This window comes from Frisingicoccus caecimuris, from assembly GCF_004340975.1.
Taxonomy (GTDB): Bacteria; Bacillota; Clostridia; order Lachnospirales; family Lachnospiraceae; genus Frisingicoccus; species Frisingicoccus caecimuris.
Map to the genome: position 1 here is coordinate 16,466 of NZ_SLXA01000013.1, position 13,076 is coordinate 29,541.

Here is a 13,076-nt window from a genome sequence, read left to right on the forward strand (position 1 = left end):
ACGATCAGATGATTCAAATGACATATGAAGAGACAATGGATTGGATCCAGCAAGTCGGAAAGACGGGAATCGTCCTTGGTCTGGAGCGGATGGAGGAGCTTTTGAACCGGATTGGACGGCCGGAACGGGCTTTAAATATCATTCATGTTGCCGGAACCAATGGGAAAGGCTCGGTCTGTACATTTATTGCTGCAATCCTGGAAGCGGCAGGTTATAAGGTTGGACGATATATATCGCCAACCTTATATGATTATAGAGAGCGGATACAGATAAACGGCGTCTATATTGAGACGGAGGATTTGACCGACGGAATGAGCCGGATTCGGGAAATCTGTGAATCCATGGCAGCCGACGGTCTGGAAGTACCGACAGTTTTCGAGGTGGAAACCGCTCTGAGTTTTTGGTACTTTAAGAAAAAGAACTGTGATTTCGTTGTTCTTGAAACAGGTATGGGCGGACGGCTTGATTCCACCAATGTGGTGGAACATCCGGTGCTTTCTGTGATCACATCCATTTCCATGGACCATATGGCTCAGCTTGGCAATACTCTTTCAGCGATTGCTTATGAAAAAGCGGGCATACTCAAACAGGGAACACCGGCGGTGTCTGCATCTCAGAAGCCGGAAGCGATGGAGGTCCTTCGGGCACAGTGCCATAAGAAAAATATTCCTTTGGCGGTTATGGCCCGGGAACGGCTGATTATCAGAGAAAGGCGTCTTTTTGTCCATCAGACCTTTGATTATAAACAATACAAGGGCCTGAACATTCATCTGGATGGCATTTATCAGGTGGAAAATGCCTGTCTTGCCATTGAAGCCATCGAAGCATTAAAGTTGGAAATACCGGTAGAGAAAGTCATTACTCAGGGCCTTTCAGCAGCCCGGTGGCCGGGACGGTTCCAGTGTCTTTCAAAACAACCATTGATTTTTATTGACGGTGCTCATAATCCGGATGGGGCGGTGGCTTTAAGAGAGACCGTGGAAACCTATTTCCCAAAGCAGCGAAGGATTCTTATCATGGGTGTTTTTGCGGATAAAGATTACGAGGCTATTTTAAAAGAAATGCATTCGGTTTCCGAAATGTTGATCAGCTTTACGCCACAGAATGTTCGTGGACTTGACAGCGGAGTGTTAAAAATTGCGGCCCAGAGGTATTTTGATCAGGCTTTTGATGCCAAAACGGCTGAAAATGCCCTGAAAATTGCCAAAAAGCAGGCCGGACCCGAAGATGTAATAATAATTTTCGGTTCATTATCAACTATTTCGACATTTTGTGATATACTAGGAAGCAAATAAAAAAGCGGAGGCTGACATGATAGATGAGAAGAAAATCGAGGCGGGAATACGGCTGCTCTTAGAAGGCATCGGCGAGGACCTGGAGCGTCCGGGGCTTAAAGATACGCCGCACCGCATTGCGAATATGTATAAAGAGATTTACGGCGGCCTGGGGGCTGATGCATCGGTCCATTTGGGCAAGACTTTCCCGGCCATCAATAATGAGCTTGTTTTGGAAAAGGACATTACTTTTTATTCGACTTGCGAACATCATTTACTGCCTTTTTATGGGAAGGCACATATCGCCTATATACCGGATGATAAGGTCGTAGGTTTGAGCAAGCTGGCCCGGACTGTGGATGTGTTTGCCAGACGGCCTCAGATTCAGGAACAGATGACAGCTCAGATCGGGGATGCGATTATGGAACACCTGAAACCAAAGGGCGTTATGGTCATTTTGCAGGCGGAGCATATGTGCATGACAATGCGGGGGATTAAAAAGCCGGGAAGTCAGACGATGACTTATATTTGCCGTGGAGCTTTTGAAAACAATCCGGAACTACAGCAGATGGTCTTTCAGATGGTGAAGTCATGAATTATGTGAAAAAAAAGGAAGAGACCGTTGAAGCAGGAACAGGATGGAATGAAATTCCGGAAGATATGGTACGGGTGCAGAGAATTCTGCACCATCCGGAATTTAAGAAATCAATGGGGTGGATTGATATTTTGGAAAAGGACCGGGTATTCTGCGGCCATGGCATGACCCATCTGTTGGACGTGGCACGGATTGGCTGGATTGACAGTCTGGAGCAGGGCGCAGTCTTTCGAAAAGATGTGGTCTATGCCGCGGGGCTTCTTCATGATGTGGGAAAATATCTCCAGTATAAAGAGGGGATTCCACATCATATTTCAAGTGCTGAACTGGCAAGGAAGATATTAACAGAGACCGGTTTTACGGAGGAGGAAAAAAAGGACATCTGTCAGGCTATTTTGAACCATCGGGACAAAGCGGCGGCGGAGGCGAGCATTCTCGGGCGAATCCTCTACCGGGCCGATAAAATATCCCGGGCGTGTTATGCCTGTGGTGCGGCAGCAGAATGTAACTGGAATGAAGATAAAAGGACACCGGGAGTGATTATATGAAAAGATCAATGAACATTGGCGGAAAAGAATTTGAAAGAACAGGGCATACCTATATTATGGGAATCCTGAATGTGACTCCGGATTCATTTTCCGACGGTGGAAAATATACAACATTAGACAAGGCTTTAAAGCATGTGGAACAGATGATCCAAGAAGGGGCGGATATTATTGATATCGGCGGTGAGTCGACACGTCCGGGGCATACGCTCATTTCGGATGAAGAGGAAATATCCCGGGTAGTTCCGGTGATCGAAGCTGTGAAACAGCAATTTGACATACCGGTTTCTATTGATACTTATAAATCCGCCGTAGCAGAGGCTGCCATTTTGGCCGGAGCCGATCTGGTTAATGATGTATGGGGACTAAAATATGACGATAAACTGGCAAAGGTCATTTCAGGGGCGAAAGTTCCATGCTGTCTGATGCATAACCGGAAAGCTGCAGATTATGAACATTTTATGACCGACTGTCTGAATGATCTGAGAGAGACTCTGGCGATAGCCAGGACTGCCGGTATTGAAGATGAACAGATCATTCTGGACCCGGGTGTGGGGTTCGGCAAGACTTATGAACATAACCTGATCGTTATGAAACATTTGGATGTGTTCAGGGAATTGGGATACCCGGTACTCCTGGGGACATCCAGAAAGTCGATGATTGGATTAACGCTGGATTTACCGGCTGACCAGAGAGTGGAAGGAACGCTGGTGACGACGGTCATGGGGGTCATGGCCGGAATGAGTTTTGTCCGTGTGCATGATGTGGAGGCAAACCGACGGGCAATTCAGATGGCCGAGGCGATTTTGAAAGTACGGGAGGAATCAATTTGGGACACATTGGGATAAGAGATTTGGAAGTATTTGCCCATCACGGTGTCTATCCTGAGGAAACGGAAAATGGACAGATGTTTTACGTTTCTGCAGACTTATATCTGGATACATGGGATGCGGAACATACAGATGATCTGAATACTTCTGTGAATTACGGAACGGTCTGCGAATACATCAAAGACGTGATGACACGCCGGAATTATCAGCTCATTGAGCGGGCTGCCGGCGAGATTTGCGAAGATTTAATGATAAATTTTCCAAAACTTAACAAGGTTCGTGTAGAGTTATATAAGCCTGAAGCCCCGATACCGATACCTTTCGGCACCGTATATGTCGAAGCGTGCAGGGAATGGCAGAATGCTTATATAGGAATTGGCAGTAATATGGGAGATAAAGAAAAATATATCCGGTCTGCTATTCAGCTTTTATCGGAAACGCGGGGAATTCAGGTGGAGAAAGTCTCTACTCTGATTCAAACGGAACCTTACGGTTATACGGAACAGGATGAATTTTTAAATGGATGTCTGAAGCTTCGGACCTGGCTTCCGCCGGAAGCATTGTTAAAGCGGATGCAGGAGATTGAGCTGCTTTTGCACCGAGAGCGTAAGATTCACTGGGGACCTCGGACGATTGATCTGGATATGCTTTTGTATGGAGAAGAGATCATTCATACAAAAGATTTGTGTGTACCTCATCCGGACATGATCAATCGTCGTTTTGTGTTAGAGCCGCTGGACGAAATTGCCGGTTGGTCCTGGCATCCGACGGAGAAGAAAACGATTCACCAGTTAAGAGAAGCATTGAATGAGAAGGAGGCAATGGAGTCATGATTGATCTGCATGTACATCTGGCCGGGTCCTTAAAACCGGCAACGATTATTGAGTATGCCAAGGAGAGAAATGTTCCTTTGCCCACCTACAATGCTTCTGAGCTTGAAAGCTATCTGGAAGCCCCGGATCACTGCACGGATACTGCGGAGTTTTATGAGCTTTGTGATATGACAGACTGGGTTCTTCAGGAGCGCCGTTCCATTCGTCGTGCTATGACAGAGATGGTCAGGGAGTTGGATGCCCAGGGCGTCATGTATGCGGAAATTCGTTTTTCACCATCCGAATGTACGTTGGGAGGCCTGCGTCAGGGGGATGCAGTGTCGGCAGCGTTGGAAGGACTGACCAGAGGTATTCAGGAAAGCCGGCGTATCCGTGCCAATCTGGTACTTTGTATTATACCGAAGATGGACGAACACGAGGCTTTTGAAACGCTTGTGGAAGTGAAAAAACATCTGCGTAAAGGTGTTTGCGGGTTGGATCTTCTGTTGGAAGAATCCCTTTATGGAACAGAAGTTTATGACTGGTTGTTTACGCTGATCAAAGAAGAGCGTATTCCGTTTACTGTTCATGCAGGACAGTATAATACGGACAGTATGCGTAAAGCAATTCGCTATGGTGCCCAGAGGATCAGTCAGGGCTTACATATTCTGGATGATGATGATCTTCTGCAGGAAATTATTAATCGGAAGGTTGTTGTGGAATGTTGTCCGGCAAGTAATCTGAAATTGGGTTCGGTGGAAAATTACAGTCATCACCCGATACGAAAACTTTTTGACAGAGGTGTTCCGGTATGTGTCTGTACGGACCGCCTGAGGGTGTCCGGCATTACACTGGCTGAAGAATACCGGAAACTTGAGCGTTATCTTGGTTTTACACCATACGAAATTTATCAGATGAATCAAAATGCTGTAAACGGTGCTTTCCTTTCTCAAATGGAAAAGGATCGGTTGCGGTTTGACTTATATGAGGCCAACAAGGCAATCGTGGACAAGGAGTAGAAGACAATGGAAGACTTGGTGAAATTACGTGATGAGATTGACGCTATTGATGACCAGATTGTCAGTCTTTTTGAACAGCGCATGGCAGTGGCGGAAAATGTAGCCGCCTTCAAACGAAGTGTTGGCAAACCCGTTCTGGATAAAGAACGGGAAAAGATTAAAATACAAAAAGTAACGGAGAAGACGTCGAATGCCTTTAATCGTCAGGCAGTCGAATCTCTTTTTGGCCAGATCATGGCTGTCAGCCGTATGCTTCAATACCAGCGGCTGGCCAGTGAGCGGACCGATGTAGAAGGTTTTCAGGTAGGAGATATGGTGACAACACCAGAGACAAAGGTTGTTTATACCGGAGTTCCGGGAGCTTATGCAGAGGCTGCGATGGACAGTTATTTTGGCTCAGAAATCAGAGGCTTTAATGTAGAGACCTTTGGGGATGCTATGGAGGCGGTCCACAGCGGACGGGCTCAGTATGGCGTTTTGCCGATTGAAAATTCTTCGACAGGAAGTGTCAATGAGGTTTATGATCTCTTATCCGCTTATGATAACCATATTGTCGGTGAAACAATGATAAAGATTGAACATGCTCTTTTGGGACTTCCGGGAAGTCGGATTGAAGATATCCGTACTGTCTATTCTCATCCACAGGGACTGATGCAGTGCAGTCGTTTTCTTGACGCCCACAGGGAATGGCAGCAGGTCAGCCTGCAGAATACGGCGGCGTCGGCAAAACGGGTTCTGGATGATCAGGATATGGGTCAGGCGGCTATTGCCAGCAGGCAGGCAGCAAAAAATTTCGGTCTTGTTGTTTTAAAAGAAAAGTTAAATGATCTGGATAATAATTTTACGCGCTTTGTCGTTATCAGCCATGAAAAAGTATTCCGGAAAAGTGCGGATAAAATCAGCGTTTGTTTTGAAGTGCCCCATGAGAGTGGTACATTGTACAATATTCTCGGTCACTTTATATTTAACGGACTGAGTATGACCCGGATTGAATCCCGTCCGATACAGGGAAAACCGTGGCAGTACCGTTTCTTTGTTGATTTTAATGGAAACCTGAGAGAGCAGGCGGTAAGAAATGCTCTTCATGGTATTCAGTCTGAAACAGAAGGTTTTCGTATTCTTGGAAACTATATAGGAGTGGGGCAGCAGTGATGAAGATCAGAGTGCATGAATTAATTTTATACCGTAATTTTCAGGAAACTATTTTTTATGATATGGCCGATGTGGCCAATAATTATTTGAATGGAGATTGTGACAGAGAGACGTTGATCGATAAACTTTATCAATGTATCAATGAAATTGTCACGATTGCCAGAGACCATGGATTTAACGGGAATCTCTGGCATGGATATCTCACTTATCTTTTGACGACCAATGAAAATGCCTTCAGTATGTCCTGTGAGAAAAAGGGGGCTATTGAGGGGAGCATCAATGAGCTTGCTCTGCATGATCTTCGCATTTTTAAAGAAGCCTACGATGTGGATTGGGATGATATTGAAAAAGAGCTGGGTGTGCATTTTATCAGTATGATCCGCGCTTTCCACAGTCCGGATAATCTTGGGATTATCTACAGCCAGAGCCTGCGGGAGCGGATAGATGAATTGAATGGTCAGTTGGCGGCTGCGGAAGATGTTTATCAGATGTATGATGTGCTGACCGGCTTTTACAAGGATTATGGCGTAGGTAAATTTGGGCTTCACCGGGCTTTTAAAATTATCAGTGACGGACAGGAACCGGAGATTGCCCCGATCACACGGACGGAGAAAGTGGTTCTTTCTGATATTGTCGGTTATGAAATTCAAAAGAAAAAACTGAGAGATAATACAGAAGCATTTATTCAGGGGAAAAAGGCGAATAATGCGTTACTTTATGGTGACAGCGGTACGGGAAAATCTACAAGTATTAAAGCAATTTTGAATGAATATTATAAAGACGGACTCCGAATGATTGAAATATATAAGCATCAGTTTAAAGATATTTCAAATGTCATTGCCCAGATTAAAAATCGTAATTACAAGTATATTCTGTATATGGATGACCTGTCCTTCGAAGAGTTCGAGATTGAATATAAATATTTAAAGGCTATTATCGAAGGCGGTCTGGAAACAAAACCAGATAATGTGGTCATTTATGCCACGTCCAATCGAAGACATCTGATCCGGGAGACATGGAGTGACCGGAAACAGGCGCCGGATGATGTTCATGGTGGAGATTCTATGCAGGAAAAATTATCGCTGGCAACCCGGTTCGGCGAGTCGATTTATTATGGCAAGCCGAACCAGAAAGAATATTTAGAAATTGCCAGAGAGCTGGCAAAACGTTATGGTATTCAGATGAGTGAAGAGTTGATCGAGCAGGAAGCTGTTAAGTGGGAACTTGGCCATGGCGGACGTTCCGGACGGACAGCGCAGCAGTTTATCAATCATCTCATTGGAATTGCGAAATAAGCAGGAGGGAGGCAGAACGGATGCCCATACAGATGTTGGCAGCCATTGACGTAGGATCAAGTGAGGTTGCAATGAAAATCTATCAGTTTTCTAAACGGACCGGAATCCAGGAAGTGGAATATGTCCGTTCGATTGTCGAGCTTGGAGCAGATACTTATAATACAGGGATAATTTCCTATGACACTGCACGGGAATTGTGCGGTGTTTTAGGAGGGTTTGTGGAAAAATTGAAGGAGTACCGGATTGAAAAGTATGTGGCTTATGCCGGAAGTGCCATGAGAGAAGCGGTGAACCGTGATCTGGTCCTGGATCAGATCCGTCTGGAGACCGGGTTGAATGTGCAGATTATCGGAAATGCCCAGCAGCGTTTTCTTGTACTTCAGTCATTAGCCGGAACGATGCGCCAGTTCGAAGCCCTTACAAAAGAAGGTATGGCGGTGGTCGATCTTTCGTCGGGAAGTCTGCAGGTGTCTGTCTATGCGGAAGGCGTTTTGCAGATTACTCAGAATCTGAAACTGGGTTCCCTGAGAATCCGTGAGATTCTTGCGGATATTGAGCAGCAGACCACATCCTTTGTCCGGGTCATGGAAGATTATATCGGCAATGAACTGAGGACTTTACAGCGGCTTGTCATCAGAGATTATCGGGTGAAGCATGTCATTGTCCTTGGTGAGGAGATAGCGACGCTGCTGAATGCGGTCAATGCTTCAAAAAACAGAGAAAGTTTTACAGCTTCCCAGTTTGAAAAGTTTTATATCAAGCTGATGCGCAGCAGAGAAGAGGATATTTCAAAAAAATATAATATTCCTTATGAGACGGCTACCGTGTTAAAACCGTCCATGATCATTTTCAAAAATCTGGTGGAAATGCTTGGCGGCGAAGTCGTCTGGGCTTCTAATGTGGGACTCTGCGACGGTATTCTGGCCGATTATGTGCGGAGCAATCACATGGCTAAAAATACCCGTGATTTTACGGAGGATATTATCTCGGTCACCCGTCAGGTGGCAAAGCATTATGAAAGTGATATGGATCATACGCAGAACGTGGAGCAGCTTTCAATGGCAATTTTTGACAGCATACGAAAGTTTTCCGGATTGACTCAGAGAGACCGTCTGCTTCTCCAGGTTTCAGGAATTCTTCATGATTGCGGCAAGTACGTAAATATGATGCATGGTACGGACAATACGTATTACCTGGTTTTAAATACGGAGATCATTGGTCTGTCAGAAGCGGAAAAGCGGATTGTTGCCAATGTTATTCGTTTTAATTCGAACGGTGAGGTCCCGGAATATGCGGAAGTATCCGGTGAGATGGACCATATGGATTATGTGCGGATGCTTAAAATGGCGGCAATTCTTCGATTGGCCAACGGTATGGATCGGAGCCATTTACAGCGGATTCAGGATGTCCGGGTCTCGGTGAAAGATAATGAGTTAAAGATTATGGCAAATACCATTTATGATATTACGCTGGAGCAGGGAATGATGGAAAGCAGAGCGCATTTTTTTGAGCAGATTTATGGACTCAGGCCGATTCTCCGGCAGAAACGAAGGGGGTAATTAAAATGGATGTGAGCAGAGCAGAATATTTTACAAACCGGGAACTGAGCTGGCTGGATTTTAATTACCGGGTGCTTGGGGAAGCGAGGGACAAGAACATACCTCTTTTTGAACGGCTGAAATTTCTGAGTATTACATCTTCTAATTTGGATGAATTTTTCATGATTCGTGTGGCCTCGTTGAAGGATATGGTCAATGCGAAATATGAAAAACCGGATATTGCGGGAATGACACCTCAGATGCAGCTTGAAGCAATCAGCAAGAAGACCCATGATCTGGTGAATACCCAGTATACAACCTACAATCGGTCTTTAAAGCCGATGCTGCGGCAGAATGGGCTGACCATTATAGATTCTTATGAAGATTTGAGCGAGTCTCAGAGAAACTATGTGGACCAGTATTTTCAACAGGATGTGTATCCTGTATTGACGCCGATGGCAGTGGATTCTTCAAGGCCATTCCCTTTGATCCGAAATAAATCTTTAAATATCGGCGCGCTTATTTCAGATAAAGAGGATGAATCCGAATATGATTTTGCCACAGTCCAGGTGCCGTCGGTGCTTCCAAGGTTTATTGAGATTCCGTCCGGTGAAAAGGGACATAAGACCTTGATTTTACTGGAACAGGTCATAGAAATGAATATTCAGAAGCTATTTCTCAATTATAAAGTCATCTGTGCTTATCCTTATCGGATCATGCGAAATGCAGATTTGAGTATTGACGAGGAAGATGCTGCAGATCTTTTAAAAGAAATTCAGAAACAGCTGAAACGCCGTCAGTGGGGGGAGGTTATCCGGCTGGAAGTGGAAGATGGAATCGATAAGCGGCTTCTTAAGATTTTGAAAAAGGCCATGAACGTTGGTGAAGCTTCAATCTATCGGATCAATGGTCCTCTGGATCTGACATTTTTGATGAAGGTCAATGGCCTGGACGGCTATGATCATTTGAAATATCCGAAATATGAGCCGCAGCTTTCGAAAGATATTAATCCGGATGAGGATCTTTTTACCCAGATTCGCGCAAAAGATATTTTGCTATTCCATCCATTCCAGAGCTTTGACACGGTGGTTGATTTTGTACGTCAGGCAGCCAAGGACCCGGATGTGCTGGCGATCAAACAGACCCTTTATCGTGTCAGTGGAAATTCACCGATCATCGCATCTCTGGCGGAGGCTGCTGAAAATGGAAAACAGGTTACGGTACTTGTTGAGTTAAAGGCCCGCTTTGACGAGGAAAACAATATTATCTGGGCGAAAAAGCTGGAAAAGGCCGGATGTCATGTCATCTACGGACTGGTGGGTTTAAAGACCCACAGCAAGATTACATTGGTCGTTCGTCAGGAGGAAGACGGTATCCGGCGTTATGTGCATTTGGGAACGGGTAATTATAATGACAGTACGGCAAAAATGTATACCGATATGGGACTTTTAACCTGTGCCAAACCCATTGGTGAGGATGCGACAGCCGTATTTAATATGCTGTCGGGTTATTCGGAACCGCTGGCCTGGAACAAACTGTCTCTGGCACCGTTATGGCTTCGTGACCGGTTTGTTGAGCTGATTCATCAGGAAGAAATGAATGCCCGGGAGGGACGTCCGGCCCATATTATTGCAAAAATGAACTCCCTTTGTGATAAGGGGATTATTATGGCTTTATATAAGGCTTCTGCGGCCGGTGTAAAAATTGAGCTGATCATCCGCGGAATCTGCTGTCTGAAAACAGGTATCCCGGGAATCAGTGAGAATATTACAGTAAAATCCATCGTAGGTAATTTCCTTGAACATAGCCGGATTTTCTATTTCTACAATAATGGATGGGAAAATGTGTTTATGGGAAGTGCGGACTGGATGCCGAGAAATCTGGACCGCCGTGTGGAAATAATGTTTCCGGTGGAAGATGAGACCTGTAAAAAAGAAGTAATGCATATTCTGGATATTCAGCTTCAGGATAATGTGAAAGCCCATTATCTCCAGCCGGATGATACCTATCAGAAGCCGGACAAGCGGGGAAAAACTTTAGTATCTTCTCAGGATTATTTCTGTCGGGAAGCGATAGAAGCGTCGGCAGAGGATAAGAAAAAAGATGAAGAACTCAGCCGGGTCTTTGAACCGATGTATCACAATGACAACGAAAAATTTTAATAGATCTATAGGGGATTGGGATGAAACATAAGAAAGCATGGATAATATCTTTAATCTTGATGTCCTTTGCAGTGTTGATGTTGACAGGATGTACAGGAAAAGATTCAAAGATTTCAAAAGCGGTTAAAGCTTATGAAACAGTGTCGGAGCAGACCGTTCAAATTGAAAAAAACTATTTAAGTGAGGATGGTTATATTAAATCTGATGATGTGGATGGCGTATTATCGGAGGTCTATACCTGTGCGCAGACCTTATATGAGAATGGGATTATCACAGATTATGCCTATGAGACCGGGGATACTTGCGTCTATATGAAAATCGATAACTGGCTTGGATTCGTCTACATGCCCCCGTTGAAGGATTCTTTATCCGGAGATTCCGACGTAAAAATCGAGATATATACAGTACAGCCATATTCCACTGAATTTGCGGCCTACAGACTGTTTTTGGGATCCACTGCTTTTTTTAACAAAACTCCGGTCATGATCGCCAAATTGCTTCAGAAAACATTCAGTGAAGAATGTGATTACAAAAACAATTATAATGATAATGAAATTTCTGTTGAAATGCTTTTGGATTTTCCAAAGCGAAGTGTTGTTATGTGGGAAGGCCATGGCGGATATAATGAAAGAGTAGGTTCTATTTTGGGCCTGGGGAATCAAAAACTGGATGAACAGACATTGGATGTTTATGATATATTTGTTGGACAGGATGCACTTCTTATTGCTCAAGATGGACAATACTGTGTGACGTCGGCATTTTTTGAGAAAGTCGTTCCGGAAAATGCTTATGAAGGTTGTCTGTTCTATCTGAATTCCTGTTCAAGTTTTGCAGATGAGCGGCTGGCACAGAGTATATGGGATAAGGGAGCCAGATGTGTTGTAGGAAATACAATGGAAACATGGATACCTTATTCCACGACAATGATGTATCGCTTTTTTGAGGGATTTACAAAGCAAAATGACAGCGGAAGTTTCTATACAGTGTCAGAGGCGTTAAATTATGCCAAAGAAAAGGAAGGAAAAATTGACCCCTTATATGGCAGCAGCGTGGAAGCAGCGTATAGAGATGACTTTACATTTCTGGATATGTTATCTGAAATGCCGAATGAGACAGACAATGCGTCTGCACTGAGTAATGAGCAGTTAAAACGTGTTTGTGAACAGCTTGGTGTACCGGACGAATTAAACGTGGAGATTTCACAGGATCCTCCGGTTTACTGGGAAGCCGGAGAATGCTGGACAATTTATGTGACTGTTTACCATGCTGGAGCAATGGTAGCAGCTGCCAATGTAGATTTGGACACAGCTGAGCCGGTAAAAGATATCTGGCAGTATACTCCGGCTGAAAGCATTTCAGGGACGGCTGTGGGAATCGGCGAAACATGGATTCAGGAAGATGTCAACGATCCTTTAATGTTTGAGTTTCAGCAAGATGGGACTGTCTTTTATATGCCAACGGTGAGCCGTGAAGCTGAGTATACAACAAAATATAATATAGAAAATGATATTTTAACAATCCAGTTGGTTGAAATCGGGGCGACAGGTGTTGTTCCAGTTTCATATAAATTAAGCTATGATAATTCTGATGGAAATTACAGAGTTCGACTGGAGCTTATCAAGCCAGAAAAGGATGTGGATGTCAGCCGTCTGTATGGATGGGAATCTGTTATACCTGGATGGTATAGCCGTACAGGAAAGGGCATTCTGTCCAATTCTGAAGAATAAGAAGTGTTATAGGGAGTTTTTATGTTGGGGGAGCGGTGGCAAGCCCGCCCTCCTCTGATATGCATTTTAATTTATTTTTCTTTTGTATACTTCAGGCGCTTTTGAGCGTTTTTTTCATATTTTATGC

General features: G+C 44.4%; 11 protein-coding genes. All 11 read left to right on the forward strand.

What is annotated here, in order from left to right:
* Nucleotides 1–8: 8 nt before the first annotated feature.
* Genes EV212_RS11085 through EV212_RS11135 form a run of 11 tightly spaced genes read left to right on the forward strand, consistent with a single transcriptional unit; the run spans nucleotide 9 to nucleotide 12,949 of the window.
* Entirely contained in the window at nucleotides 9–1,295 is a 1,287-nt protein-coding gene (locus EV212_RS11085; RefSeq protein WP_165873362.1) for a bifunctional folylpolyglutamate synthase/dihydrofolate synthase, read from the forward strand.
* A gap of 16 nt (nucleotides 1,296–1,311) precedes the next feature.
* Nucleotides 1,312–1,869, forward strand: coding sequence for a GTP cyclohydrolase I FolE (gene folE, locus EV212_RS11090; RefSeq protein ID WP_132093229.1), 558 nt, complete (start codon nucleotides 1,312–1,314; stop codon nucleotides 1,867–1,869).
* Complete coding sequence (locus EV212_RS11095; RefSeq protein ID WP_243115544.1) at nucleotides 1,866–2,417, forward strand: HD domain-containing protein; 552 nt, start codon at nucleotides 1,866–1,868, stop codon at nucleotides 2,415–2,417. The genes folE and EV212_RS11095 overlap by 4 nt, the downstream gene beginning before the upstream one ends.
* Before the next feature lie 8 nt (nucleotides 2,418–2,425).
* Nucleotides 2,426–3,262: a dihydropteroate synthase gene (folP, locus tag EV212_RS11100; RefSeq protein ID WP_132093360.1), complete on the forward strand. Its 837-nt coding sequence runs from the start codon at nucleotides 2,426–2,428 to the stop codon at nucleotides 3,260–3,262.
* Nucleotides 3,244–4,077 carry a 2-amino-4-hydroxy-6-hydroxymethyldihydropteridine diphosphokinase gene (gene folK / locus EV212_RS11105; RefSeq protein ID WP_132093232.1) on the forward strand — a complete coding sequence of 278 codons (834 nt, stop codon included), beginning with the start codon at nucleotides 3,244–3,246 and terminating at the stop codon, nucleotides 4,075–4,077. Before folP ends, folK begins: the two co-directional genes overlap by 19 nt.
* A complete protein-coding gene (add, locus tag EV212_RS11110; protein WP_132093235.1) occupies nucleotides 4,074–5,075 on the forward strand; it encodes an adenosine deaminase in 1,002 nt (333 codons plus the stop codon). Before folK ends, add begins: the two co-directional genes overlap by 4 nt.
* Nucleotides 5,076–5,081: 6 nt before the next feature.
* Nucleotides 5,082–6,227, forward strand: a complete 1,146-nt coding sequence (pheA, locus tag EV212_RS11115; RefSeq protein ID WP_132093238.1) for a prephenate dehydratase — start codon at nucleotides 5,082–5,084, stop codon at nucleotides 6,225–6,227.
* Nucleotides 6,227–7,522 carry an ATP-binding protein gene (locus EV212_RS11120; RefSeq protein ID WP_207669104.1) on the forward strand — a complete coding sequence of 432 codons (1,296 nt, stop codon included), beginning with the start codon at nucleotides 6,227–6,229 and terminating at the stop codon, nucleotides 7,520–7,522. Before pheA ends, EV212_RS11120 begins: the two co-directional genes overlap by 1 nt.
* Before the next feature lie 20 nt (nucleotides 7,523–7,542).
* On the forward strand, nucleotides 7,543–9,081 hold the full coding sequence (locus tag EV212_RS11125) for a Ppx/GppA phosphatase family protein (RefSeq protein WP_132093241.1): 1,539 nt from the start codon (nucleotides 7,543–7,545) through the stop codon (nucleotides 9,079–9,081).
* A gap of 5 nt (nucleotides 9,082–9,086) precedes the next feature.
* Nucleotides 9,087–11,222, forward strand: coding sequence for an RNA degradosome polyphosphate kinase (locus EV212_RS11130; RefSeq protein WP_243115545.1), 2,136 nt, complete (start codon nucleotides 9,087–9,089; stop codon nucleotides 11,220–11,222).
* Between the two features lie 20 nt (nucleotides 11,223–11,242).
* Nucleotides 11,243–12,949, forward strand: a complete 1,707-nt coding sequence (locus EV212_RS11135) for a hypothetical protein (RefSeq protein ID WP_132093247.1) — start codon at nucleotides 11,243–11,245, stop codon at nucleotides 12,947–12,949.
* Nucleotides 12,950–13,076 lie beyond the last annotated feature (127 nt).

What these genes read in the sequence shown, in the direction of transcription:
- folP (WP_132093360.1), top strand. Translation starts at nt 2,426, where the DNA reads ATGAACATTGGCGGAAAAGAATTTGAAAGAACAGGGCATACCTATATT.
- EV212_RS11135 (WP_132093247.1), top strand. Translation starts at nt 11,243, where the DNA reads ATGAAACATAAGAAAGCATGGATAATATCTTTAATCTTGATGTCCTTT.
- EV212_RS11125 (WP_132093241.1), top strand. Translation starts at nt 7,543, where the DNA reads ATGCCCATACAGATGTTGGCAGCCATTGACGTAGGATCAAGTGAGGTT.
- pheA (WP_132093238.1), top strand. Translation starts at nt 5,082, where the DNA reads ATGGAAGACTTGGTGAAATTACGTGATGAGATTGACGCTATTGATGAC.
- add (WP_132093235.1), top strand. Translation starts at nt 4,074, where the DNA reads ATGATTGATCTGCATGTACATCTGGCCGGGTCCTTAAAACCGGCAACG.
- EV212_RS11085 (WP_165873362.1), top strand. Translation starts at nt 9, where the DNA reads ATGATTCAAATGACATATGAAGAGACAATGGATTGGATCCAGCAAGTC.
- EV212_RS11130 (WP_243115545.1), top strand. Translation starts at nt 9,087, where the DNA reads ATGGATGTGAGCAGAGCAGAATATTTTACAAACCGGGAACTGAGCTGG.
- EV212_RS11095 (WP_243115544.1), top strand. Translation starts at nt 1,866, where the DNA reads ATGAATTATGTGAAAAAAAAGGAAGAGACCGTTGAAGCAGGAACAGGA.
- EV212_RS11120 (WP_207669104.1), top strand. Translation starts at nt 6,227, where the DNA reads ATGAAGATCAGAGTGCATGAATTAATTTTATACCGTAATTTTCAGGAA.
- folE (WP_132093229.1), top strand. Translation starts at nt 1,312, where the DNA reads ATGATAGATGAGAAGAAAATCGAGGCGGGAATACGGCTGCTCTTAGAA.